Annotated in this window: 24 protein-coding genes and 1 pseudogene; 15 read left to right on the plus strand and 10 right to left on the minus strand. The window is 59.9% G+C overall.

Translation table 11 applies throughout. The features are described 5' to 3' along the window. Window positions 1–157: 157 nt before the first annotated feature. Both SO156_RS42040 and SO156_RS42045 read right to left on the minus strand, forming a co-directional pair. Complete coding sequence (locus SO156_RS42040) at window positions 158–493, minus strand: hypothetical protein (protein WP_498538914.1); 336 nt, start codon at window positions 491–493, stop codon at window positions 158–160. Window positions 494–909: 416 nt separating this feature from the next. Then, on the minus strand, window positions 910–3009 hold the full coding sequence (locus SO156_RS42045) for a galactose oxidase early set domain-containing protein (RefSeq protein WP_498538915.1): 2100 nt from the start codon (window positions 3007–3009) through the stop codon (window positions 910–912). Window positions 3010–3252: 243 nt separating this feature from the next. On the opposite strand from SO156_RS42045, the gene SO156_RS42050 reads away from it, so the two are divergent. The 5 genes from SO156_RS42050 to SO156_RS42070 all read left to right on the plus strand — a co-directional run bounded on the left by SO156_RS42050 (window position 3253) and on the right by SO156_RS42070 (window position 9411). After that, window positions 3253–4251, plus strand: coding sequence for a heme-binding protein (locus SO156_RS42050; RefSeq protein ID WP_498538916.1), 999 nt, complete (start codon window positions 3253–3255; stop codon window positions 4249–4251). A 10-nt stretch (window positions 4252–4261) separates the two neighbouring features. Continuing rightward, window positions 4262–5788: a ferritin-like domain-containing protein gene (locus SO156_RS42055; RefSeq protein WP_498538917.1), complete on the plus strand. Its 1527-nt coding sequence runs from the start codon at window positions 4262–4264 to the stop codon at window positions 5786–5788. A 16-nt stretch (window positions 5789–5804) separates the two neighbouring features. Beyond that, window positions 5805–7211, plus strand: a complete 1407-nt coding sequence (locus tag SO156_RS42060; protein ID WP_498538918.1) for a hypothetical protein — start codon at window positions 5805–5807, stop codon at window positions 7209–7211. Then, complete coding sequence (locus tag SO156_RS42065; RefSeq protein WP_498538919.1) at window positions 7208–8020, plus strand: hypothetical protein; 813 nt, start codon at window positions 7208–7210, stop codon at window positions 8018–8020. The genes SO156_RS42060 and SO156_RS42065 overlap by 4 nt, the downstream gene beginning before the upstream one ends. Before the next feature lie 137 nt (window positions 8021–8157). After that, window positions 8158–9411 (plus strand): radical SAM protein, encoded by a 1254-nt coding sequence (locus tag SO156_RS42070; RefSeq protein ID WP_498538920.1) that lies wholly within the window; start codon window positions 8158–8160, stop codon window positions 9409–9411. Window positions 9412–9710: 299 nt separating this feature from the next. On the opposite strand, the gene SO156_RS42075 is transcribed toward SO156_RS42070, so the two are convergent. Next, complete coding sequence (locus SO156_RS42075; protein ID WP_498538921.1) at window positions 9711–10037, minus strand: hypothetical protein; 327 nt, start codon at window positions 10035–10037, stop codon at window positions 9711–9713. A 116-nt stretch (window positions 10038–10153) separates the two neighbouring features. Here SO156_RS42075 and SO156_RS42080 point away from each other — a divergent pair, with 116 nt between their 5' ends. Further along, window positions 10154–11119, plus strand: coding sequence for a trypsin-like serine peptidase (locus SO156_RS42080; protein WP_498538922.1), 966 nt, complete (start codon window positions 10154–10156; stop codon window positions 11117–11119). 95 nt (window positions 11120–11214) lie between these two features. Here the strand turns inward: SO156_RS42080 and qhpG are convergent, their stop codons facing one another. Beyond that, on the minus strand, window positions 11215–12648 hold the full coding sequence (qhpG, locus tag SO156_RS42085; RefSeq protein ID WP_498538923.1) for a flavin-dependent monooxygenase QhpG: 1434 nt from the start codon (window positions 12646–12648) through the stop codon (window positions 11215–11217). A gap of 188 nt (window positions 12649–12836) precedes the next feature. On the opposite strand from qhpG, the gene SO156_RS42090 reads away from it, so the two are divergent. Further along, the gene (locus SO156_RS42090; RefSeq protein WP_498538924.1) at window positions 12837–14360 is read left to right on the plus strand and encodes a C25 family cysteine peptidase; all 1524 of its coding nucleotides are present in this window, start codon (window positions 12837–12839) and stop codon (window positions 14358–14360) included. Window position 14361: 1 nt separating this feature from the next. Beyond that, window positions 14362–14610: a hypothetical protein gene (locus SO156_RS42095; protein WP_498538925.1), complete on the plus strand. Its 249-nt coding sequence runs from the start codon at window positions 14362–14364 to the stop codon at window positions 14608–14610. A 650-nt stretch (window positions 14611–15260) separates the two neighbouring features. On the opposite strand, the gene SO156_RS42100 is transcribed toward SO156_RS42095, so the two are convergent. Together SO156_RS42100 and SO156_RS42105 are read right to left on the minus strand one after the other, a co-directional pair. Beyond that, window positions 15261–15398, minus strand: a complete 138-nt coding sequence (locus SO156_RS42100) for a hypothetical protein (RefSeq protein ID WP_498538926.1) — start codon at window positions 15396–15398, stop codon at window positions 15261–15263. Window positions 15399–16060: 662 nt separating this feature from the next. Then, window positions 16061–16273 (minus strand): dodecin family protein, encoded by a 213-nt coding sequence (locus SO156_RS42105; protein ID WP_498538927.1) that lies wholly within the window; start codon window positions 16271–16273, stop codon window positions 16061–16063. Window positions 16274–16647: 374 nt separating this feature from the next. Between SO156_RS42105 and SO156_RS42110 the strand changes: the two genes are divergently transcribed. Together SO156_RS42110 and SO156_RS42115 are read left to right on the plus strand one after the other, a co-directional pair. Beyond that, window positions 16648–16872, plus strand: a complete 225-nt coding sequence (locus SO156_RS42110) for a hypothetical protein (protein WP_498538928.1) — start codon at window positions 16648–16650, stop codon at window positions 16870–16872. A 207-nt stretch (window positions 16873–17079) separates the two neighbouring features. Next, a complete protein-coding gene (locus SO156_RS42115) occupies window positions 17080–17601 on the plus strand; it encodes a hypothetical protein (protein WP_498538929.1) in 522 nt (173 codons plus the stop codon). A gap of 207 nt (window positions 17602–17808) precedes the next feature. On the opposite strand, the gene SO156_RS42120 is transcribed toward SO156_RS42115, so the two are convergent. Beyond that, a complete protein-coding gene (locus SO156_RS42120; protein WP_498538930.1) occupies window positions 17809–18444 on the minus strand; it encodes a hypothetical protein in 636 nt (211 codons plus the stop codon). 330 nt (window positions 18445–18774) lie between these two features. On the opposite strand from SO156_RS42120, the gene SO156_RS42125 reads away from it, so the two are divergent. The 3 genes from SO156_RS42125 to SO156_RS42135 all read left to right on the plus strand — a co-directional run bounded on the left by SO156_RS42125 (window position 18775) and on the right by SO156_RS42135 (window position 21231). Then, window positions 18775–19860, plus strand: coding sequence for a CYTH and CHAD domain-containing protein (locus SO156_RS42125; protein ID WP_498538931.1), 1086 nt, complete (start codon window positions 18775–18777; stop codon window positions 19858–19860). A gap of 49 nt (window positions 19861–19909) precedes the next feature. Beyond that, window positions 19910–20287 (plus strand): CHAD domain-containing protein, encoded by a 378-nt coding sequence (locus SO156_RS42130; RefSeq protein ID WP_498538937.1) that lies wholly within the window; start codon window positions 19910–19912, stop codon window positions 20285–20287. Between the two features lie 335 nt (window positions 20288–20622). After that, entirely contained in the window at window positions 20623–21231 is a 609-nt protein-coding gene (locus tag SO156_RS42135) for a hypothetical protein (protein ID WP_498538932.1), read from the plus strand. Window positions 21232–21321: 90 nt separating this feature from the next. Here the strand turns inward: SO156_RS42135 and SO156_RS42140 are convergent, their stop codons facing one another. From SO156_RS42140 to SO156_RS42150, 3 genes and pseudogenes are all read right to left on the minus strand, one after another. Then, window positions 21322–21678 carry a S41 family peptidase gene (locus tag SO156_RS42140; protein WP_498538933.1) on the minus strand — a complete coding sequence of 119 codons (357 nt, stop codon included), beginning with the start codon at window positions 21676–21678 and terminating at the stop codon, window positions 21322–21324. Between the two features lie 138 nt (window positions 21679–21816). Further along, complete coding sequence (locus tag SO156_RS42145; protein WP_498538934.1) at window positions 21817–22299, minus strand: S41 family peptidase; 483 nt, start codon at window positions 22297–22299, stop codon at window positions 21817–21819. Window positions 22300–22305: 6 nt separating this feature from the next. Further along, window positions 22306–22410: pseudogene (locus tag SO156_RS42150) on the minus strand (hypothetical protein); the annotation flags it as partial. Window positions 22411–22969: 559 nt separating this feature from the next. Between SO156_RS42150 and SO156_RS42155 the strand changes: the two are divergent. Together SO156_RS42155 and hxsC are read left to right on the plus strand one after the other, a co-directional pair. Then, on the plus strand, window positions 22970–23656 hold the full coding sequence (locus tag SO156_RS42155; RefSeq protein WP_498538935.1) for a hypothetical protein: 687 nt from the start codon (window positions 22970–22972) through the stop codon (window positions 23654–23656). Further along, on the plus strand, window positions 23653–24855 hold the full coding sequence (hxsC, locus tag SO156_RS42160) for a His-Xaa-Ser system radical SAM maturase HxsC (RefSeq protein ID WP_498538936.1): 1203 nt from the start codon (window positions 23653–23655) through the stop codon (window positions 24853–24855). The genes SO156_RS42155 and hxsC overlap by 4 nt, the downstream gene beginning before the upstream one ends. Window positions 24856–25235 lie beyond the last annotated feature (380 nt).

Below are 25235 nucleotides of genomic sequence, written 5' to 3' on the forward strand. Positions count from 1 at the left end.
TTCACCTGCGCGCGATCAGATCAGAACGCTGCGCGGCATCAGATTGGAATAACTGCGCGCGATCATTGGAATCCGCATTCTTGTGCGCGCGCCCGTGCCCTGCTGGGGAGGGGGAGGTATGGCGAGCGCTGGTCGATGACCATTCATTGCCGGACTTCTAATCGCGCCTCTTGCTCGCGACGAGGCTAGCGATGAGCCGGAGATAAGCTGCTGGGTGCTCATCGCAGAGTTGGCGCAGCGCCTGCTTGCCATGTCGTCTCCAGACCGCAAAGAAGCCGGTGGTGAAGGAGTCGCTGGTAAAGGCTTCCCTGAAACAGTCACGCGGCGGCCGCCCCGGTCCACCAGCGTGGCCTTTGGCGAAGCGGCCGCGCACATCGCGCAATACGATCAGCCGTTCGGACGTTCCGGTGCTGGATGGCGCAGCGGAATCGGATGAAATGTGCCGCCTGATCCGTGCCCGGGCTGCGATCGCCAGTGCCCGCTCGATCTTCACGATGGCCCTCCACCGAACGCGATCTGACCAAAACCATTACGCAGCGATATCTTAGCACTTTCAAGCGCTTGGGACCAAAACACCGACGCTCTCACTTCGAGACCCGGGGCCTGGGCCCCGAACAAGACCGGCTCTCCCGTCGCTGAGAATGGCGTATCCGGCGGACAAGGCGTCACGTCGAGAAACAGTGCCGTCGCGATTAGTGTGCGCGAACGCCCCTCCAACCGCCGCCGCTCCAATGCGATCCATCAGATCGACCGCGTGCCCGAGTGCTAGACCATCAAGACTCTTGTGCTTGACTGAGGTCATGAACCCGAGCCTTCCGAGCAAGTATTTTTCGGCTTCTGCACCCAGAGCACTCTTTTCCAATGGTGCAAACGCCAAGTCGTGCTCGTCGCCGGCCGCAAAGCGGACGTTCAGTGCTTCACACGTCGAACATGGAGCCGCCAAGCGCCTCCATCCTTGACCAAGGGACCCGTGATCACGGCCTGGGGTAAGTCGCCGTTCGCGCGAACGCGGTTGAGCAGGTCACCATAGGCTGCGGTCTCGGTGGGCGTTGGAATAGCCGGCTGTCGCCGCGACCAATTCCACTGCAGCTTGTCCGAGGCGCCGAGCGCGCCGAGACCGATCGACCAGCCATTGCCGAACAAGGTCAACTGATGCCGCTCCATTCGCACGAGGCCTGTCAGGGATGCCTCGGCTCCACGAAAATCATAGCTGCCTTTGACCATGTCGCGGAACGTCGCGGCCCAACTATCCATCTCCGGCAACCGATCGCCCGTCAAAAAGACTTCGGCAGTCGAATCTGCAGCATTGGCTATCGCTTTCACCGTGTCGACATCTGTGAGCGCCTTGAGCGTCTGGTAGGCGCCACCCCAGCAGGCTGCGAGCCCATATGGACAGCGCGAAGTCAATCCGATCACCACTTTGGGGCCTTTAGCGCTGGCTTCGATACGTTGGTCGTGGGCAGAGAGAGGTTCGCTTGTCGGCACGAGCCCTTTTGCTCTCGCCACGCTGGTCCTCGCACGTGCGGTCTGCTCCATCTGCTCGATGTGGACAAAGCGAGCCTTGGACGGTATGCCGTTGGAGGTGAGCAGAAACAGCATGTAAACACTCGGTGGGCAAGCGGCGAGATCCGGCGGTAGAGTGATGTTGGCTTCTTGGCCTTGAACCTCGCATACCAAATCGATAAAGCGCTGATTGGTGTCCGTTGCGTGCGTAACAGAACCGGGTCTGACAAGACTGGCGCGGCCCGAAGTGGCCCCTGAAAAGCGCACGGTTAGCCGTGAGCCGAGCTGCGCGTGCTGCGGCGCATCTTCAATCTGCGGGCGTGGGCCGCGGAAGAGATAAGGCGGGCTAAAAATCTGGGCGGTCGTATGAACGTCTCTGGGTTCGATCGGCTGTCCGTTTGGAAGATATTCACCACCGCCAGAGCTTAGCACGCGTCCATCGGGAAGCAGCAAAGCTGTCGAATGATAACAGCGATCCTCGGCCTCTGCCGCGAGGGTCGACCACTGCTGCGTTTGCGGATTCCAGAGCTCAGCTTCGTGCACGGGCTGACCCGGACTTAGATCGTTGAAGCCGTCGCCGCCGCCACCTTTTGTGCCCCCGGTCACCAGTATCGTGCCATCAGCAAGCAGCGTCGCATTGTGCTGACGCCGCGGCCGCGACATGGGATTGGTCGCGTGCCAACAGGGATTAGCCGCGCCGAAGTCGATCAACTCGCATACGGCAGTTGGGATCTTTGTGCCCGGATCATTTCCACCACCGATGTAGATGATCTTGCCAGGCGCGTAAGTGAGCGAAGGGGCATACTGCCGGTCTCCCTCGACCCGGCTCGGCGCCTTGGACCATACGCCGGCGCCGCTCGGATCCAGAAATTGTGAGATTGGGTCGGTGCCTGAAGCAAAAATGCGGTCCCGTTCCAAGACGTGCAGTCGGGGATACAATGACAAAACGACGCCGTTCAGGTCCCGCCAGCCATCATCTTCGCTCCAGACCTGCGGGACGTGGTTGTTCTGCCAAGTATTCGGTCCGTCACGATAGCTTCCCGATATCACGAGAATGCTGCCGTCAAGCAGCGGGACCACGCTCGGGTACCAGCGGCCATGATTCATGGGCGGCAGAGGCGTCCAAGCATTGGTTCTCCAGTCATAGAGCGACGCTTGATTGACGCCGTCGCCATCGACGATGTGCCCGCCCGCAACAAACAACCGGCCATCGGGCAGAAAAGCGTGCCCTGAGCAGAAGAGATTGACGGACGATCCGTCTGGCATGACCGGAGACCGTGCTCTTCGGATTTGAAGGCTCGCCGGATCGAGCAGGTACACGTCACTCGCATGCTGGTCCATGCCACCGTTGAGATCGATCCTACGGCCCCAGAAGAGCACCTTTCCGTTTGGCATCAAATGCGTGTGGACGGGCACGTTCGGCAATTGAATGACAGGCTCCCACAAGCCTTCACTTGCATGCGCAGGATCATCCGAGCCGGCGTCCGCTTTGCATTCACAGGCCATGACCGGTTCCCCTTGTGCTTTCGAGGATCGCACCCTTTGCGAAGCCAGCGCGACTCTCGATCGGTTGTCACACCGAGATACATCCGCGCCCTAGCTTGATGCTGTCTCTCAGGCGTCGCAAGCCGAACGCCATTCGTGCGGTCAAAAAAGCTGTCAACCCAACGTTGACTCGCGGACGCCTCTTAAATTACGATGCGCGCATTCTTCGAAGTCATTATCGACCAGTTCGATTTGGAGATGGTCATGGCGGTGGAGACCGATTTTTCGTTTGCCCATGTGGTGCCTTCAGCTCCAAAAGGCCTTGCCGCTCCCGATCTTCTGGGCTTGCTAAGGCCCTTCGTCGGAGATCCTGTCGGCGGTAAGGATGCCCAGCGCTCCTGGAAAGGCTCCGGCTTCAATTTGATCTGGCGGCCGAATCTCATCGGCGAGTTCGGTCCGAAGGACTTCTTCCTGCAGCTGTTTTTTACCAGCGAGCAACTCGATTTCACCGAGATCACAGGCACGGGTATCGCAAATCGTTCGCTGTTCGAAAAGACCGTCGTTCTTGGCGGCGCCGCTTATACCCAATCCATCAAGGACAGCTTCGATCAATCGGGTCAGCACTTTGAGCCCGGCGTCTGGGCCCACGCACCGGTCATTGCCAATCCAAACGAACCGGCGACCGTGATCCGGATGGGCTCAATCCCTCATGGCACCACCATCAATCTGCAAGGTACCGCCTCGCAGATCTCTGGTCCCCCGAGCTTTGATCCTGCAAGCATCACGCCGTTCACGATCGGAAGCCCCGACGACGGACAGACCGGTCTTGTGCCTTTTGCCAATGAGGAGGATCTCACCAAGGACAGTCCGTCACGGACGGACCGCGCACGTCTTGTAGGTCTCAAGCCGGACCATCTGACGAACCCCAATCTTTTCCTCTCTGACGCGATCACCGGACTGAAGATCACCAACACGACAATTCTCAAATTGTCATCGGTTGCCCCCGATCCGGCAGTTCCAGACCCAAGGCCGGATGTTGGGGGAGGGGTTGCCAATATCGCGTTCCTCGAGGGCAAGGGAAATCCGCCGGCCGGCGGCCCGAATGGCGTCACTCAGACCGTCACCACGACGTTCTGGATCGAAGAGATTGACAACGGCTCGGGAGAGCCAGCTCTTCAATTGCAGTACACCCAGCGCGTGCTGTTGAATTTCAGCGGATTGAGCTGGCCGCACATCACGGTCGGAACGCTGCGGCCCGTCTAGGTTTCGATTTTTGAGCCTGCACACGTTCGATCCCGATGGAAATCGATTCAAAATGGATGATGCCGGACTCGCTGCAGGCATCTTAGAGGCTGAGGCCAGAAAAATGCGTCCGAAAATCCGCAGACACCTGGGCCTGTTGTTTGAAGAGGCCAAACTGGAGAAGATGCAGGCGCCGGTGAAAGGAAGGCCACGATGTCCCGTTCCCGTCGAGTTCACTCCACGTCGATATGCAGTTTTTCTTCTGCATGTTGCCGCCGAGATCGAGCACGCCTTGATGGTCCAGTATCTCTATGCGGCATTCTCACTCGGTGGCCCGAGGGTGCCGACGGACCGGTTCAGCGAGGTTAGCCAATGGCGAGAAGTTATCCTTGGAATCGCCAAAGAGGAGATGGGTCATCTGATGACCGTGCAGAATGTGCTGCGCTGTCTGGGCGGACCGCTCAACCTCGATCGCGAGGACTTTCCATGGGATAGCCAGTTCTATCCGTTCCCGTTCAAGCTTGAGCCGCTGACGCTGCAATCGCTCGCCAAATACGTTTTTGCCGAATCTCCGGCCGATTGGTCCGGCACCGAGGCGGATCAAGTTCGCGCCCTGGCCCAACAGGGTGTCGGTAACGCGCCAATCAATCACGTCGGCAGTCTGTACAAGACCATCGCGGACCTGATGGAAGACGAGACGATGATCAAGGACGCGGATTTTCGCGGCTCGACGTTCCCCTACCAGGCCAACTGGGACGAGTGGGGCCGCGGTTACACGGGAGGCGAGCGGGGCAATAGTACCGGGGCGGCCATGGCAGGCACCCCTGACGTTCTGTTGATGCCGGTGGTCGCCAGGACCGATTCATTGGTGGCACTCAGAGCAGTTGCGGAGCAGGGTGAAGCCACTCTCACGGCCGATAACGACGCGCCGTCGCATTTCACTCGATTTTTGCGGATTTACCGCAATTTCCCCAAGACCGGCAGCGGTTGGACGCCGAGCCGGCCAGTGCCGGTCGATCCCATCGTGCTTAGCGAAGGGCAGGGTGACGGAGCCGGCGGCGACCTGGGTGGCACGCCGATCACCCATCCCGAGAGCAAGCTCTGGGCGCATCTCTTCAACATCCGCTACGAAGCCTTGCTGACGAACCTGCTCCATACTTTCGAATATCCCAATAGCGTCACCGACGTCAGTCAGACGACGCCCAGAGGCCTGTTGCTGCATTCGACCTTTGGCGAGATGTACAACATCCGCGCGCTGTCGGAGCTGCTGGTCCAGATGCCGCTTGCGCCGGGCAATTCGGAGCTCTTGGCTGGACCGCCGTTCCAGATACCCTACACGCTGAAGCTTGCGGTAGATGCCGCGGACCGCTGGCGCAGACATATGGACCTGCTGCAAGTGTCGCTCGCGCTCGCGGATCGTCTGCTGGCGGTGCCCGGCCAGCGCCATGCCGCCTATCTGCGCAGCCTGCGCGAGGCCGACCGTCAGCTCATCTCAATGTTCGAGCAAATCCTCCGTCGACCGTCGGCCGCGCAACCGGCCGTCAGGCAATATTCCTAACCGGACGAGGTCCGTCATGCCGATCCTGGGCCTTCGCATTCTGCCGCCGTTCGCCATCGGGCGTTTCGGCTCCTCGCCAAATACTCTGGAGGCGTTCGAGCTGAAGCTGCGCGACGATGATCCGCTCGGATTCCGTGAAATCTTACCGCAGGCGACCCTGAAGATTGATCCGGTGACCGGCGCCGTGGTCGACGTCTACACGCCGCCGCATATCCAGTTCCGTGATGGCGAGCAGATCCGGCCCGTGGCGCCGTTCCTGGAAGTTTATGCGCAAACATCGGCCGATACGCTCGAGCCGCTGACCCTCAAACTGCTCGATGACGAAGGACTCGACGCCGGCGCCGTTCAATGGCAGGTCACGGCGGGCAATCTCAAAGTTACTCGTCAGACCGGGGATAACGACGACAAGGTGATCGCCCTGGTCGACTGGTTTAGCGACCACAGCGTTCACGAACTGCGTGGCGAGTGCAAAAACTTCCTGAAGGACAAATTCATTTCCTTTGGCAATGTGCGCTACATCCGTCCGACACCGGAACATCCGGAAATCCGCCTGCGCTTCACGCCGGCAGGCGGTCTCATCTACGGAGCCAGTAAGAAAAGATGGACACCGGTCGGGGACGGTCCCGACGACCCGGTGTTTAGGGATCATCCGGAGCGCATCGTTTACGATACAGGCCGCGGCAAATGGCGGGGCTTCCAGTCCGACCTCAACAGCGTGACCTTGACCAATCCGAGTGACATCTATGAGGGTTTCAGGCATCCGGATGCGCTCGCGACGAGCTGGGGCTATCTCGACGACGTCTGCGACGGTCCGGTCGCGGTGCGCCTGACGCTCAAGGACGGTGAGGTTCATACTGCGCGAGCCTGGATCAGCGCCGCGATGCCCGCCTTCGCGCCGGACTCCGAACCGGTGCGGACGGTGTCGGACGATCTCGAGCAGCTCATGCTGGGTCCGACAATTGACGACGACGAGGTATCGCTCGACGCCGCCGCGGAAATCGTCCGGCGTGGCCTGGAAAGCGTACGCTTGATGAACACCCTGGTGATGAACGGCAACAACATCGATGGTCGGGTCAACATCGCTCATACCCTGGTGACCCAGGATTCCAACGATACCGGCCGCGCCTTCGCGCCCATCATCGCTGCGTCACTCGTTGACAATCTTGCCGTCCGCAGCCTGCACGAGCGGGTATACACGGCGCTGAAAAGCGGCAGCGCACCGTGGTTCGATCAAGTCCTCCGCCGTCCGGAAGAGGTCGGCGACTTGTCCGACAAGGGCCGGCGAAAGATGCCGCCGATGTTGCGTGGCGCAGAGAGTCGCTGTCTGGCGCTGACCCGCCGGCAAATCGACAAGGTCGAGAAGGCCGCGACCCAGCCGTTGTTCCACAACCACGGCAAGCCAGATGTGGGAGACCAGTCATGAAGATCGATCCGCGGAACCGGATGGCTCAGCTCCTGCATCGGTCCACGGGAAATCCGTCGAACTCGCTGCCGAGCACCGCCATCTCAAACTGCTTTCCGGGACTGGAATTCGACTTCAAGGCGTTCTGGCGGCGTGCGTTCGTCGGCATCGTGCTGCAGGAATGGGACAACTACGTGGTCGAGATCGAAGATCCTCGTTACGACGGTCTCAAGCACCATCGGCTTCTCAAGGTGGACGGCAAAGACATCATGACGCGCGTCACCGGGCCTCATATTCCCGGCGGCGGCAACACCGTGCTGGTTGCCTCGCCGAACTCTGCCGGCACCCTGGCGATGGAGTGGTCGAACGCCCTGGCATTCGTCATGAGACGGCAGGGCCACGCGGTAAAGTGCCATTTCACCATGGAACCCTCGGACGCAATGCCCGAAATGCCCAAAGCGTCGACCGAACTGCTCGAGGTCGATTTGGTGGTTCGCAGAATGTTTGACGGCGAATCCGCAGCTCCCGCCAAGGATCTGCTGCGTCCCGGCGAACTGACGCAGGGCCTGTGTTCGCCCTGGCAACACGATTACCGCGAATGCGCCTGTTACTACTGGCCGGCAAGCCGTCCGGATTACGTCAACGTCGAGCCGACGCCGGACGGCTTGAGCCGGGGTGACATGTGGCTCGCCAAGGGCGATCCACGGCCCGGTGAATATATTCCCGACGACCGCGCCGACACGCGATTGGTGACTTACGACGAACTATTCGAGAATTGGGAAAAATGGCTGCGCTTCGCGATCAAGGGCCGCGATGCGGACCGGTCATGACGCTGTCAGAGATCAATACCCCCGCCGCCGGCGAGTCACACAACATGAGTCGCAGCGAGGCGCTCCACGCGGGATCACGACCGCGCTCGCGGCACGCGCATTGGCAAAACCTTGATGATGGCGGCCAGCTCCTGGTCGTGAACGGCAGCCAGATCTATGACGTCGATCGCGAGATCGTCGAGCGGCTCGACGCCGCCGCGCCGCTCGGCGATGCGGCCGTCGAACGCGTGCTGGAGGCGATCGGGGTGCTTTCGGCACCCCGTATCGACGACACTCAACTGGTTGCGCCGCCGCTGCACGCGCTTTCGCTCGCGGTCGCGCAGAAATGCAATCTTGGTTGCACCTATTGCTATGCCAGCCAAGGCGAATTCGGCGGCGCGCCGAAGGACATGTCCCTTCAGACTGCGCTTCGATCGGTGCAGTTCCTTGTCGATGGCGCCGAACCCGGAGCGCGGGTGAATTTGGCTTTTCTGGGCGGCGAGCCGCTGGCAAACCGCACCGTCCTGCGCGCCGCCACCGAACACGCTCTCGCGCTCGCCCAACGGCGCGGCATTGGCGCGACGTTCTCGATCACCACGAACGGGACCCTGCTGACCGAGGACGACGCCGCCTTTTTCGAGCGGCACGGCTTTGCCGTGACGATCAGCCTCGACGGGCTGCGCGACGTTCACGATCGCCAGCGTCCGTTCAGGAATGGCGCCGGCAGCTTCGACCGTATTATGGAGCGCGTCCGACCCTTGCTCGCCGCACAGCGGAAAATGCAGGTATCCGTGCGTGCCACGATTACGCCCGGAAACAACAACCTGCGCGAGAGCCTGGATTATTTTCTCGGCTTGAACTTCCACTCGGTTGGTTTCTCGCCGGTGCTGCATGCAACGGCTCGAAACCGGGAACTGTCGGCCCGCGAACTGGAGGATTTCCTGGCCGCGATGGTCGATTGCGGCGCCGAGTTTGAGCGACGGTTGCTGCGCGGCGAACGCTATGCTTTCACGAATGTCATCAATGCCCTGCGCGAGATCCATCGCGGCACGCACCGGCCCTATCCGTGCGGCGCCGGTGCGGGATATCTCGGCGTATCCGCCGAAGGTGACCTTGCCGCCTGCCATCGCTTCGTCGGTGACGAGGCTGGCCGGATGGGCAATCTCTCGATGGGAGTTGACCAGGCGGCGCAGACGCGATGGCTGGCCGAACGGCACGTCCATCATCAAGTGCCGTGCCGCGACTGCTGGGCACGTTATCTTTGCGCCGGCGGCTGTCATCACGAGGTCATCGCTCGCGGCCGGTCAGCCTGCGACTATATCCGGGGCTGGTTGCATTATTGCCTTCAGCTCTACGCGCGAATTTCCCACGCGTGCCCGGATTGGTTCGAGGCTTCCGCCACAACAAGGTAGAGCCGCAGCGAAGGAGTAGTACTTGCGCTGATGCCTGAATTCGCTATCATTCAATTCTAGCATGAGCGTGTAAATTGGCACATTCTGTAGTAGATTTTGGGTATTGGCGGTGTGGCCGACGTTGATGAAGTCCCGTGCTCCACTTTGACCGGTGTTTCCAGAACCGGCGAGAGCTGGAGAAGGAACGTTGACACGAAGATTGCCAGGAACGGCGGTCGTCTCGGCCCGTGACGGTTGGCGGCCGTCTGACCAGTCATCGGGTTGACCGATTCCGCTCAAACTGTATTCGGACGCCGGTATCAGCCTTCGATGCTGTGGATCTCCATGCGATATCCAAGACGCAGTTTAAGGTGAAATATTCGACCGGCCCCCGGCGACCTCGTGGTGAGGGTGAGAATTTTCAGCGGAGGTTGCGATTTGAGTATGCCACTTGAGAGCTCTACGTCCTCGATGCACCCGCACTGCATCAGCCAGTCCACCAGGTGCTTTATCGCGTTGCCGAAATTCGGATCAGTGTCCGTGTGCATCGATTCATGGGCTGACACCACTCCGACAAGGGTCGCCATCGCGACCTTGATATCGCCCTCATCGATGGCTCGGCAAAATTCATCACGCGCCTCGGACATCGCTCACCTCCGGCCTTGTCGAGGGCCACAACGAGAGATACTCGCTGCCAGCAGACGAAAACTGTTCGGACGATAACCCAAGCATAACACGGCCATTGTACCAGGGAGCAACGACGATGACTGATCATTTGGATTTGGATAAAGTTCCGACGTCCGACATCAGGGCCGAGCTGCATGCGAGGGCCAAATCGGCAGCCAAGAAGACGGCCACCCTCGACGCCGCCCCGGCATCTCCCCTTGCGTCCGCCTCCACCGGCGCACTCGTCAAGACTCTGCTCGACCAGGAAAAGGTTATCTACGGCGTAGACGATCGAAAGGATTTCTTCGAGTTCAAGTCCAACGCCACGGTTCGCGAACTCGCCAATTCCGTCACGGCTCTCTTCTTTGACACCGATGTCACCGATAATGGCGATGGCACATCGACACTGCGGACCCGGCCTTTCGGTCAATCCCGGGGATTGTGTTCCGGAGAGCGATTTTTCGATCAGCCGATTGGGGCTTTTTGCTCCGGCTTTCTCGTCGGCCCCGATCTCATCGCGACCGCCGGCCACTGTGCGAACACCGGAAACGTCACGACGATACTTTTTGTCTTCGGCTTTCGGATGGAGGATGCCAATACTCCGGTAACGCGTATCCCCAACAAGGACATCTATCGCGGAAAAGCTATGTTGGGCCGCGAAGAACAAGGTGCCGGAGCGGATTGGGGGCTGATCCAGCTGGACCGGCCGGTGACGGACCGGGCTGTTCTCCAGGTTCGCCGGACCGGTCGTATTGCGGACACCGCGGCGGTTTCCGTCATCGGGCATCCGACCGGTCTCCCGGTCAAATTTGCCGACGGCGCCAACGTCAGAGACAATACGCCGAGCGCTTTTTTTGTGGCGAACCTTGATACCTACGGTGGAAATTCGGGGTCGCCTGTGTTCGGCGCCAACCATGTGGTGGAAGGCATTCTGGTGCGCGGAGAAGCGGACTTTGTCTCGAACGGCACATGCAACGTCTCGAAGGTATGCCCGTCGAGCGGCTGCCGGGGGGAGGATTGCACGCGCATTGCCGAACTGATCGATCTCATACCGGTGGTGTGATGAGACCGTGCTCCGATTTGAGTATCTGTGCGGCCGCCTGACGCGAAGTCAGCGTCGGATCGGGGTTTGGTTTCCCATTCCCGATCCGGCGGCCGTCACGAACCCGGCGCGACCGGCTCGAGAATCTGGTTGTTCAGCATCCACGCTGCGGCGCGCCGAGCCTGTGCGGCTGGCATTTGCCTGGACCAGGCCGTCAGGATTCCCTCTAGGTCCGCGGCAAATGACACCGGTCGCAGCAAGTCGTCGATTCCTGCGCCTTCGAGGAAGGCGACTGGACGGCCCAGCGAAGGATGTAGCAATGCGGCGTGAGACCGAATTTCATCGCCGATGACGCATGGCTCTTCGATCAGCCGGACCTGATCCGAAACTCTGATGCGAGTCCCGAGGGAGATCGGATTTGATTTGATGACGGGAGGCAACGAGCTTCCCTCCGGCCGGTATTTCGCTCCAACGGCCCTGGTGGCCCAGAAGGAATGATCGCGAAATCGCTCGACTGCCGCATAGAAGTTCGACGACCATTGGGTGTGAGCGGCGACGGCCTCCTGACTTCGGTCGCGGTAGAAACGTTGGCATATCGCCTCGCGCTCCGGCCTCAACATCGTCGTATGCAGAACGAGCGCCGCAAAGAGACCGGTCTGCATTGCCTTCTCGACGCCCGTCGACGAAAGCGGATCCAAGGCGAAATTTGCCTCTCCGACCCGGATCAGTGCTTGGCTGATGGGATGTTGGTCGTAGTAAGCGCTGGCATCACAAAGGGTAGGCGGGTTCGCCGCCGGCGCGCTCGCCAAGCCCGCAAAGAGCTCCGTCTTCGCCAGATATGAACGCCAGAGCGTCTCTAGCCCGCCGGGCCGCAAATGCCGCATCGACACCGGGTCGAGGAAGACCATTGTGCTAACCAATCCGCCGGGTAGCGGCGCTGCCCAGCACCAACCATCGCTGAGAGCCTCTACCAGAGTTGTGCGCGGGAGATTGCGCCCATCAAGGTGACCGCAAAGCGCTACGGTTGGCGGAGAGAGCCGTCTTCGGCTGCGACCAAAAAAGCCTTTGCGTCCGGTTGCATCGACAACGAAGGTTGCGGAGAGGTTGTGTGGCCGTCCATCAACGGCGAACTCAATGTGCCAGCCGTCGGCTTTTTGGTTGGTGCTGCGGACCTGAGCCGGTTGGAATACTCGAGCGCCGGCTGTTGCCGCCGCTCGCAGCAGGACCGTATCGAACACGGCTCGATCGACCAGTAGTCCGGCGCCGCGCTGGCCTGCGGCCAATCGTTCGGTGTGGGAGGTCGCCCAGCGGAGCCGCGTCTCTTTCGGCTCGACTAACTCCAACGCAAGAATAGTGTCCCGTAAGCCCAGCACATCAAGGGTCGGGTTAGTCCCCGGCGTCAGTGATTCACCGACATGCGGACGCGGAAACATGCACCGTTCGATGATGCAGATGCGGTATCCGAGTTTTGCGAGCCGCAATGCCGTGACAGAGCCGGCGGGTCCCCCGCCAACGATACAAACGTCATACCTTGCATCCGAGTTCATCATTTCGCACGCGGACGATGGCGATCTACCCGCATTTTGTTCCTTTTGGCCGGATAAGCTATTCGCGTGATTGATCGCAGGTCTCAACAATGCAACTATAGGGTAAGCATATTGAGATTTCCAACTCCAGAATATCCGCTTCATTTCTCCGCGTATCAAGATTGCGCGCTCTGATTCGAGGTGACCGGGCGATGGACAAGGTCATTGTTTCTAATAAGAGTGCTTTGACGAGCAAGTATACGTCAGCGGGTCTTGCGAAGATCGAGGCCGCGGTCTCGCGCCTCGTGACTGCAGACAACGGTCGGGGAATCAAGACTGGTCAAATCTACATCGATGCGGCGAATGATATGACCGATGTCGGAGACCCCGTCGTGAATGCTCAGGACGAAACAGGAGCGAAGAAGGCCATCGATGCGATCGCGAACAAGTTCAATCCCGATTATCTGGTGCTTCTCGGCGGCCCGGAAATAGTGCCCCATATCAGCTTGGATAATCCAACACCCCAGGATGGGGACTTTAATGTACCGAGCGATCTTCCCTATGCCTCTTCCGCTCCATATGGCCGCAATATCGCGGATTTTCTTGGCGCTGGGCGGGTGGTGTCTCGACTTCCGGGGCCTACCGGAGACAATGATCCGGATTTCCTGACAAAGTTGCTAGACCGCTCCAGCGCTCATGCGCCCCGACCCGCCGACGATTACACGTCTTATTTCGCCATATCGGCCGATGCATGGACGGATTCCACCCGCATGAGCCTGAATCAGATATTCGGCAATTTCAAAGGGCTCAACCTCGCGCCCCCGGCGACCCATGCCGCCATTGACCCTGATCTCGCGAAGCGGGCGCATTTCATCAATTGCCACGGTCAAGCGCTTCAGCCGAAGTTCTTCGGCGAAAAGGACCGTCGGTTTCCGGTTTCCATCGAGAGTTCAAAGCTGGCTGGCAACATCCAGCCCGATACCATTGTGGCCGCCGAATGCTGCTACGGAGCCCAATTGTACGACCACGTTCTTGCCGGACGCGGTCAGCCAATCTGCCTCAGCTATCTAGAGAACGGCGCAATTGGATTCGTCGGCAGCACCAACATCTCCTACGGCCCGGCGACAGCGATTGGCGCCGCCGACTTGCTAACCCAGTTTTTCTGGATCAATCTGCTCAAAGGTCAGTCGTTGGGCCGCGCCTTCCTCCAGGCTAGGCAGGACTTCGTTCAGCGGGAGCGGATGTCCGACCCGGCAAATCTGAAAACCATCGGCCAGTTTATCCTGCTTGGGGATCCGGCTGTTCACCCCTGCTCTTTACCAGAACATCTGGCAGCCAACTTGAGCGTGGGGGCGGTCGATGCGACGATGCAACGCAAGGCTATCCGATTGGCCCTAGCCAGCAACGGCCGGTCGGTGATGGACTCGGCATCGATGATTGGGAAGCCGGTTACCTCGAGGAGCCGAGTCGCAGGACATTCCGATCTCCTGGTTAAGGTTCGGGAACTCGCGGGCCAGCACGGATTAGAGAATCCGGAACTCGCCTGCTATCGGGTTTCAGGCGGCAAAGCATTTATGAGTTCAGTCAAGTCGATAGCGGCCGAACCCCTGGTGACGATCGCAATCGAAACCAGAAAGAATGAGGACGTGCCGGAGGTCCGAATTCTGGTCGCTCACTCGCTTCGGGAGGATGGCGAGATTGCAATTTCGTTCTTGAGGACCTATGTCAGCCGGTAGGATGGGTATTGAGCCGGTTGATCTCGAAGGGGATGTGCGAATGGAGACGGTAGCTCCCGGCTCCAAGAGCGAGCGTTCGGCCGTTACCCTGCGGACTCCCGCGGGAAGTACCTATGTCCTGCAGACCCAGGACGGCCCGGCTTTCGGAGTTGACGAAACCTTGCAGGGACTTGTCGGCCGCCGGATCCAGGCGTCGGGCATCGCGTCCGATCAGACCTTGATCCTGAGAAACTGGATGCTCTTGGATTGATCCGGCCGATTTGGCGGCGGCGATCCTGTCGACATAGTTCCCAGCTTATGGAGTTTCTCTCTTCGGAAGCAGCGGCTGCATCGATTACGGCGGCGCGCGCAAATTCCGGCATTGCGAGGCCCGGCGGATACGCCATCGAGCTACTTGCTTGTTCAAGCTATCCATCGCTTGCATGGCGCGATTGATTGGCGCCCGTGACACGCCATCAGTCGTAGGAGGTAAAAAGGCCGTTGCAAGGAGTGCGAGCAACGAACCGGTTGTCCAGCTCTGTCACTCATAGTTTGCTTCTTTCCTCCGAACTCCGCCACGGTCGGCCGTTTCGGCTGCGGCGCCTTTCTGGTTTGTTCGCGTCGATACTGGATTGGCGTTTCGCGCCCTTGCATTCAGGCGCTTAGTCATGCGCACCCTGTTTGGATTGAGCAGGTGCATTCGGGATGGTGAGAGCGCAACCGGCGTTCTCATCACCGATAGTTGCCATGGGCCGGACCGCGATGAACCAGTAGATTCCGTCTGTGACCGGAGTCGAGCCAACTCGGTTCCGCAGCGCAACAAACAGAAGGGACGCCGGAGCCTCCTATGGTGGGTTTCAGTGCACTCATTACCGCCGAGTGCCCCAATGGCCCCGGCCTCCCGGCCGGGGCCGCCTTTGGCTAGTGGTCGGCGCTCAGGGCCACGCTATAGCTGCAATGATGGTCGGCGCAATAGATCAGGACGCCGCGCACGCCCATCTCGCCGAAGGTGTTTTTCTGGACACGCGCTGACTTCCCCTTCAGAGTGATCTCGACCATGGCGGGCATCACTGCTTGGGATCGGGCGGAATGGCGTCCGAAGCACGCTCAGGCAAAGAGGGCGTTTCCGCCGTCACGGCACCGTGCAGCTCTGACGCGGCAACGCAATCTCCGGCCCACAATTTGGTGCTTTTGACCGTTCCCACGAGCTTGCAACCCATTGGGGCCGCCGGCGGCTTGTGGGGCTTGCCGGCAGGCGTGGTGGGCACCGCAGTTTGAGCGAAGGCGGACGTGGAAAGGCCAATGGCAGCAGCTAAGAACAGCGGAGTCCTCATGATCATTTTCCCTTCCCTTGTGTCCGATCTCGATCCGCCGATAAAGGCTGAGCGACAGTTGGCGCAAGACGTTCGTCACTGAGCGACGAGATGAAAAAGGCCGCAGGACCCACCCCAGCTCCTGCGGCCTATCCGGGAAAATTGAGACGTTCTCAGAACGAGCACTACCTGCCCCGGTTATGATGATGATTCCAGATTTCCATTAGCAGGTTGAGTCTCTCTGTTCCAACGAAGGAATATGAGAAGCTGTTAACACCGGGCGCCAATACCGGCGGGCTTTTCCTTTGTCTTATTTCGAGGGGTTGCTGCTGTTGCGGCGACGGCTAGAGCTGAAAGCGCGGACCAGCGCGAGCGGGAATGGGCGGCAAAAGCGCCTACGTGAACGCGCTAAGATCCGTATTTGAACGATAGCTTGACCTTCGCGCGATAGGCTTCCACCTTTCCTTTCGGGTCCAGTTGCATATCGAGTTCGACGATTTCTGCGACGCGAACATCGCGGAGAGATTTGGAGGCTTGTTCGACTGCGTTGGCGGCGGCCTTCTCCCATGATTCGTCGCTGGTACCGATTAGTTGAATCACATCGTAGGTGCTCTCAGGCATGTCGTCCTCCCGTTGGTATGACGCACTCGATGCTCTCGGCCGCCTTGCAGCCTAACATCACCACATCGGTCCTGAAAGACTTGTTTGTCCCGGCGGCGTGGAGCGCGGCAAGCGGTGCGGAATAGCTCTGGACATTGACGGCGGCGCGCTAACAGCCGCTGGAGGCTTGTCTAGCGCAAGTGAAGGGGGACGCTTCCGGAGACCGTCGCCGCGTTCCACCAGGACAGAACAGCACTTCGTGGTCGTGGGAGCTCATCAAGGAACAATGTGACAAAACATCCAAGGATGCATCAGAGCCGTCTTTCCCCTCAGTCCGGTTGGAAACATTGGTAGTCCCTCTGGTTAGAGTCATCGGCAATGTAAGGGAGTCTCCCATGACGCGGCTACAGGAGAAAGCTCGAGCCAAGACCAAACGAATCATCGGCCAGATGGTCGGCGACGAGAAACTTGTGCGGGAAGGCATGGAGGAACAGCGGCGGGCGGAGACGAGTGACGACGCCGATCAGACACAAGAGCATCAGCGGCGGATCGAGGATCAACGATCAAGCGGACAGAAGACGCCCCGCGAGCGGCAAATGAAACGGCCTCAGCAAACTTGATACTGAGGCCAGGGGTCTGCACCGACGTTGAGGTTGCCGCACAAGTCTCGACAGCGCGCATTAGGCTATGTGAATCTAGTCCCAGTTTCCGGTACGGCCCCCCCTCTTTGTCCTAAGCCCAGCGGCAACGTCAGCTGGTCTCGCGCGCTAGGAACGGAAGGCCCTGTGCTTTTGTTCAATCGTCCAGAGCAAAGGAGGAGAAGGGCTATGATCGCTAACAGACTTATGATGTTGGGCGCGGTGCTCGCCTTCAGCGCCACCTCCGCGTATGCCGGTCCCTGCAACACGGTAAGCCGCGATGCTGGGTCAGGGAATGTCCCGGGCTATACCGGACAAACTACTGGATCCACAGCAACTGATTCCAAGCAGCACCCGCCCACATCTTCGATGAGCAAAGCCTCGGAGAATACCGCAACGTCGTCGGAAGACGCGCAGCGCCAGATGCAGAACCAGCCCGCCGCTGCCGACCAATCAAAGGCGATCCACCCCGCACCGTCCGCGCAGTCACCGGATCGGATGGCGGGCACGGCCGAGCAGACCCGTCCCGCGTCCCCTGAACAATCAGAGAAGATGACGGCCGGTGCGGCCGAGCAGACCCGTCCCGCGCCTCCTGAACAATCAGAGAAGATGACGGCAGGTGCAGACGAGCAGGACTGCCAGATCTTGCGGGCGATCATCTCAGTGAGGGGATCGTTGCAGTCAACAAGGCTCAGTGAGCGTAAGGCGTAGATATACGCCGCGTTTAGTAACTTGATTTTCTCTGGTTCCAACTTGCTGTCCGCCAGCAAGCGGTTGATTGGCATCTCCCTAAACTCGCGCCAGAGCACGTCTCGCAGGGACACCTTACATCGGTTTTGCTCCATGGTTTTCCGAACCTAACCAATGGTCACGCGCGGTAGGGTTCCTAAACACCTGGCGGCCTGCTCTCGCAGGAAGTCAGTCCGGCGCTTCACGCCCCTGGGTAGTCAGTTCGTATCGATCGCCGTTCTTCGTCAGCCAACCGCCCTCAACCATGCGGAGCACAAACGATTTCGCGCCAACTGGATGAAAGGCGCCCGGGTGATAAATCTGGTTGTTCCGCTCGACCAAGTAGCCGTAGAGCCGGACCTGCCGCAGAATCCTACGCACCCCTAGAGAAAGAACCAACATAACAATCTCAATCGTCGGTCCAAAAAAGTGTTCCTGCGAATGGCGAGACATCGCGGGGGTGCTCATTGCCGTACGCGGTCGTAGCTCTCGCTCCATCGAGTGGCTGCGGTTCTTCACCTTGTATGGGCTTTCCTTGTCAAGGGTAAACTTCCCCACACGCTGCTCTCTATCCACTTGTCGAGTCCCTCCGGTTGGTTGGGAGTCAGCGAGGCGCTTCCTTCGATTCTCGGCGTGAAGGGCCCCCTTCGCTTGGCCGCGCTGAGCGGTCAATCCCTGCAGCCCGCAAGGGGCGCGCTTTTGGCGCGCGGGATTGACGGCGAAAGCGCGTGCCGAGCGATAATGCGCCATTGCAAGAATGGCCTGGCGGCGAAGTTCACGATCTTCATCTTCACACGCCGTTGGCGTCGTCTTACCCGTAAGCATGACGCCACGTGTACAGCGGCATTGGCACCGGCGACAAAATCCGAGGCGAGCCCGCTATCAGGCCCTGATCGCGCCGCAGCCTTGTATTCGGTCGCCTTCGAGGATCGCACCATGATGCAATCATGCGCATCGGCGGCGAGCTCCGGGACGGCGGGTCCATCCTTGATCGCGGCTTGATAGGGCCGCTCGCGATGCTTGGAGTCCCTCAAGGCCCCATGCGGCAGGCTGCTCGGAATAGATCGGGGCTGCCAACTGATATTGGCCCCCTGAGCGGTTTTCGTGCGTTACAAGCTGGCGATCCGGTCCAGCTCAGAAGTGCATGGTCGACGAATGGCTGTCGAGACGGAACTGAAATTCAATGTCCCCGCCGCTCGTCTAAAGGCGTTGGCAAAGCCACGCTTTCGCGGCAGCAAGATCGGCGCGCCGTCCGAGCACGATCTGGTTTCGACCTATTTTGATACTGCGAAACACAAGTTGAAGCGCCACCGCCTCACGCTGCGCGTGCGGCGCGATGGCAACAACTATGTGCAGACTATCAAATCGGCCAATGGCGCCCAATTCGGCCGTAACGAATGGGAAACGAAAATCAAGCACAATGCGCCGGACTTAGGCAAGGTCGATGTCACGCCGCTGGAGCCGTTCACGTCCAAGAAGCTGCGTCGCAAGCTGAGGCCCGTGTTCGAATCTTCGGTCCACCGCACCACCCTGCCTTTGCGCATCAGGCGAAGCGACATCGAACTTGCTATCGATCGAGGGCACATCGTCGCCGGGCATCGTTCGACCCCGATCCAGGAGGCCGAACTCGAACTGAAGAGTGGTCGGCCCGTCGATCTGTTCCGTATCGCAAAGGAACTCGAGCGAAGGTCGCAGGCCGAGCTCGATATGCGATCGAAAGCCGACCTGGGATACGGCCTTGCCCAAGATAAGGAGCAGCAAGTCGTTTTCGCCGAGGACATTGAGCTGGAGCCCGACACGACCGCCGGCGAGGCGTTTGGCGTGATTGCTCGCGCTTCGTTCCGCCATTTCTCAGCCAATGCCGATGCCGTCCGCAATGGCGACGCGGAGGGCGTTCACCAGATGAGAGTGGGGTTGCGCCGGCTGCGCGCAGCGATCTCGCTGTTCTCGAAGGCTCTGTCTGGAGCAGGAACGAACCAGATCAAGCAGGAACTCAAATGGCTCACGAATGAGCTCGCGCCCGCACGAGAGCTTGATGTCTTCGTGAAGGAGAATATCGAGCCCGCCAAGCGCGATACCTTGCTGCGCAGGGGTGGCAAGGCCATCCAGAAGGAGTTTGCCGCAAGGCGAGACCGCGCCTTCGTACGGGCAAGAGAGGCCGTCAATTCGGAGCACTATCGGTCGCTGCTGATCGATACGCTGCAATGGATCGAGGCCGACCGAACGACTGCGACGGGATGACACGAAGACGCCGATCCGCAAATTCGCCGTCGGGCTGCTGCGGCGCCGCATCAAGAAGCTGCGCAAGCAGGGGCAGCGTCTCGACAAGATGCCTGCGCAGGAGCGGCACAAGCTCCGTATCAGGGCCAAGAAGATCAGATATGGGCTTGAGTTCTTTGAAAGTCTGTTTCCGTCCAAGCGCGAACAGAAACAGCTTGCTGGCCTGTCCAAGCATTTGAAAAAGGTCCAGAACGCGCTTGGCTCGCTCAACGATTTTGTCGCGCATCACGACATGGCCGTTGATGCTGCGCTCAAAGCACCGGCGTCACGCGGGGATGGGCGAGCGCGTGCGTTTGCCTCGGGCGTGGTGTTAGGCCGGGAGGATCAGGCGGTCAGGCCGCTGTTGAAGGTTGCGGCCAAGGAAGTGCGCGGACTGGAGGTGATTTGAGGGAGCAGCGTCGCGTTGCCGGCATTTGCCTTTCTCCGCCGTCATTCCCCGCGAGGGGAATCCAATACGCCGCGGCTTCTCCGTATTCGTCACTGTCTCTGGAATACTATAAGGACTTGGCCAGCCTGCTTTCTAGCCCTTAGTGGGCGCTTCGGGTCTCATTATGCAGCGCTCTCGTGATAAGGATCGCCCCGCTCCGGTTGACGGGTACGGGGTCAGCTTTGCTCCGGACAGCATTCGATCGTTGCGCTCTTTTCGGTCAGAACACAGACGTTCCGGCCGCGGAGGATCGGGATCAATCCCATCACATCGAACCTGGCGGTAGGTGCTGTCGGATGCACACCGAAGAGATCGAGCGTCGTCCAGCCGAGACGATCGGCGGTCGCGCCCCAGGTTACGAGGAAGCTCTCAGCGTCGGCGACCAGTTCGCTCCGCCACCCCGCAGATGTCCAAGATGGCGGTTGGCGCTCTACCTTGCTCGCTATCTCAATGTGCCGCCGGCGCGCATCCCGGGCGATGGCGGCGAGCCGCTCGATGATCTGCCCGCGGATCCGGAGCCGATCGGCGCCGCCTTGCTCGACGCCTTCGACCGGCAGCGACAGGTCGATCTTGCGGCGCCCCTAGTGACACGGCATCTCACGCTCGGCCATTCGCCGCAGGCGCTGATCGCCACGCTCGCGCATGCGGTGCTGCGCGAAGATGCAGGCATTCATGCGTATCAGATGCTGGAGGCGGGCGTCACGCAATTCGGCGCGTGGGACGACACGAACGCACGCCGGCACATCCTCATCGCGGTTGCCCGCTACCTGGCGGCGCATTCACCGACCGAACGCGCGGCAATGCAGACAGCCGACATCGCCCGCCGCTTGATGCAGGGTGGCGAGCTGCATCAAGGGGCGGAAGCGTCCTGGCGGCACGCGCTGGGGTCATCAAGAGCGGTCTGAGTTAACAAAAGCCTGCGCCGGCGAACCGAGACGCGCCTCCAATTGCTGTCTCGCGTTGGCTCCGCTTTGCCAATGAGTAAAGCGCCCGGATCATGTCCCGGATAGAACCGCGACTGCACGGCTCAATTGGAAGTCGTCCGATCCAGCGGTGGCTCCGGCCTGGACCTCGATCGTCGGCGTCACGCCCACGCCCTCCAGGCGCTCGCCATCGACCCGGACATCTTCGACTGCGAGTAGCAGTAAGCCGCTTCCGATGAGGAAGGCGGTGGCGGCAAGAACTGCGCCCTCTGTCCGGGAGCCGATGAGCTCGCCCAACCGGTACTTCTTGAAACCATAGGCAAGGACCTCCTTGCCGCTGCGCTTACCGCCGTTGATGAGCATAGCTACGGGCTTGCGCCACTTCACATTTGCGAATTCGCTGCTACCGCTTCGGTCGGTGACTTGCATTGTAGGCGCGCGGGCGTTGAACAGATCAAGCTATTCGGGCTGTGCGCCGCCCCAGCCATCCCGCAAATCCCAGATCAGCGCATCTGCGTCCTTGAGCGCACCTTGCGACAGCAGGCGTTCGAGGGGTGCGCTGATAGACTAGCCCGCATAGCACCAAACATGGACATAGCCGACGCGTTGTCCGTTTGACTCAATGATCCGCGCACTCGACTCCAACCCACGAAGGAACATTTTCGTGGGCTCGAGATCGACCGGCCTGACCGGGATTTGCATCACCGCGGCGCCGCGCTGCACCTCCAGGGCTACCGATTCGCCCACCTTCCCACGGAATGACCCAACCGGCTCAAATGCCGTCCCATCAGCCCCAACTATCTGATCTCCAGCACGGAGGCCCGCTTGCTGAGCCGGCGTTCCGTCTATGACGGCAGTGATCGTGTTATGGCCAGAGGTCTCAAGACGCGAAATGATACCTATGCCAGGGTACGATACGCGGCCCTCAGGAAACGTACGCTGCAGTCCCCGGCGTCGCAGTACGCCGGAAAAAATATCTGCAAGTTGATAATATTCCGGCTCATCCGGCGTATAGAAATGCGTGTGCGAAGCGTGCAACTCAGACAGCATCGCATTAATGACGCGCGCTAGGGAGTCCTCGGAAGTTGCCCGCTGAACGTCCGGAAGATATCTCTCCCGAACCGCCGGCCAGTCCAGTCCGTTGTGACGCGGATCGTAAAAGCGCTCTCGAACGTAGAGGTACCATCAGCGGGAACGTAGGAGTCGTTGGTTCCACCCCTTAGAGGCTCCGCGGCGCTCGGGGTCTTCGCAGCCACGGCACATACCGTCCCCATGGCAGCCAGTCGTAACAGTTGGCGACGCGAAGGCGATGTATCGATGGTTTCTTTCATCGTCTGATCTCGCGATAAAGCGCCTGCCAAGTACATCCGCCGGCCATGCGATGCTGGCTCGTTACCGAATGGTCCCAGCTAATTTAGTTTAGCATGAGGAGGAGGCGACGCACCCTCTCCAAAGCCGCTGAGGCGTCGGCCGCGCGGCGCTCGCCGGAGCCCGGCTTGGAGCCGGCCAGTTTCCTATGCACGTAGGGAGAATCGGTCGAACGCGCCTTGTTGGACAACACCGTTCTCGAATTTTGCAAAGAGAACAACGTGCTTTTGTCGACGTCCCTCGATGGTCCAGCCGACCTGCACAACAACCCGGCGCAAACAGTCATGAGCTGGCTGTTGCTGGAATTCGGCGAGCCAAGGAGATTCTAGGCCCCGACAGGGTTGGGGCTTTGATGACCACCACGGAGGCGAGCCTGGACCGCGTCGATGAGATCATAGATGAATACCTCCAATTGGGGTTGGATGGAATCTTCCTGCGGCCGCTTTCTCCGTTCGGATTTGCGATCAAGACGAAGCAGTTCGCCAAGTACGACGCGCAGAAGTGGCTTGCGTTCTACGAGCGAGGATTGCGCCGGGTGCTGGAGATCAACCGACAGGGCATTCCGTTCCGGGAGTTCTACGCGGCGCTGCTCCTCACGCGGATGCTCTCGGACCGACCCATCGGCTACGTAGATTTGCGCAGCCCCGCCGGCGTCGGCCTTGGCGCGCTGGTATACAACCATGACGGCAGTGTTTTCGCTTCGGATGAAGGCAGGATGCTCGCCGAGACCGGTGACAACACTTTCCGGCTTGGTCACGTCGAACACGACAGCTACAATTCGCTCATCCTGTCGGACAAACTGATCGGCCCGATTTCGTCGTCGCTGATGCAGTGCGCACCCGAATGCTCGACCTGTGTGTATGAGAGCCACTGCGGCGCGGACCCCGTCTATCATCACGCAACGCAGGGTGACGCCCTGGGTATCAAGCCTCTGTCGGCATTTTGCGCTCGGCAAAAAGGCATCATGGGCCTGTTGTTGGACATTCTGGAGAACTCTCCGGAAGATGCTGCCATCTTGCGACGATGGGCCGCCGCATGACCCTTCCTCTCTATGGCACTGCCTCGCAGAGCGTTGGATTTTCGGACAAGGCCCGATCGGTCCTCAGGCTCCGGTCGGTCGACAGTGCGGCCGAACGTCACGTGGCTGATTTCGCGATCGCCAGAACGCCAGACGGCATCCGGCGCGCGATAGAAGCCGATTGGCCGTCCATTCTTGTCGTCTCCGACGGCTCAATCGATCTACCGGACACGTTCACAAGACAGTTTGTCACGGTCCCCCCGAAATATGACTATCTTGCGGACGGCGACGTCATCGGCTTCGATCATGCGTCGCGGAAATTCCGCACGCTGTATCGCCGGAATTCGGCGCATAACTCTTTTCTGGTCACGGAACGGTGCAACAATTACTGCCTAATGTGCTCGCAACCGCCGAAAGATGTCGATGATCGGTGGATCCTCAGCGAAATCAAAGAAAGCCTGCCTCTCATTGACCCGGCAACCCGCGCGCTGACGTTTACCGGCGGAGAGACCTTGTCGGATTGGGAAGATTTCATCGCCGTCCTGAATGAGTGCCGCGACCGGCTGCCGGAAACCGCCATCCAGGTGCTGACTAACGGCCGGGCGTTCGCCGACTCCCAGATTGTCGACGCTTGGAAGGATATTGGCCACCCGAACCTGATGGCTGCAATTCCGGTCTATGCCTCGGTCGATCAGGTCCATGATCACGTCGTGCAGGCCAAGGGTGCGTTCGACGAGACGATCCTGGGCATTCTGAAGCTCAAGGACCGGGGACAACGGGTCGAAATCCGCGTCGTCCTGCATGCATTGACCGCGCCGATCATCGAGGACACGGGTAGGTGGATTGCCCGCAATCTGCCGTTCGTCGACCACGTCGCATTGATGGGGCTCGAAAACACGGGCTTTGCCATTGCCAACGATGCAATGCTCTGGATGGATCCGGTGGACTATCGCGATGGGCTCGCCGGGGCCGTCGATCACTTGAGTGCCGCTGGCGTCAATGTATCTATCTACAACCTTCCGAAATGTGTCCTCCCAAAATCAGTCTGGCCGCGCGCGATCCAGTCGATCTCGGACTGGAAAAACGGCTTCGTGGAAGAATGCAATCCGTGTGACGCAAAGAATACCTGCTGCGGTTTTTTTACGACCGGACGTCCGCGGTTCAGCCGCGGCGTACGCGCGATCACTTCCCAGCGAGACGAGCGGACTGCCTTGGATTAGCAGGCAACGGAGCCTGGAGATCGAACATGAAGATCGGAAATAGTCTCCTTATCGCTGCTGCGGTTGTATGCTGCATGTTCGCAGCTCCGGCCTTCGCAAAGTCTGCGAAGGAAGCCTTCCCAAGCGTTGCCCTCCGTAGCAAACCTTGGCTAGTCATAGGTTCTAACCGCTGCCCCACATACCCGCCCCCCAGATCCGCGGACCTTTTCCGGACCACGAGACCAGAAAAGACGCGTGAATGCGACATTTCGGCCAGTCGCCGACAGGGCGCCCTCGCGACAGCTTAGTCAATATTTAGCGTTTGCAACGACCCGGCCTACGTTAGGGAGCAAAACTTAGGAGACTTGCTGTGCCTTCTCTCTTTTCGACCCTTTCCCTTC

The organism is Bradyrhizobium sp. UFLA05-125 (assembly GCF_059803515.1).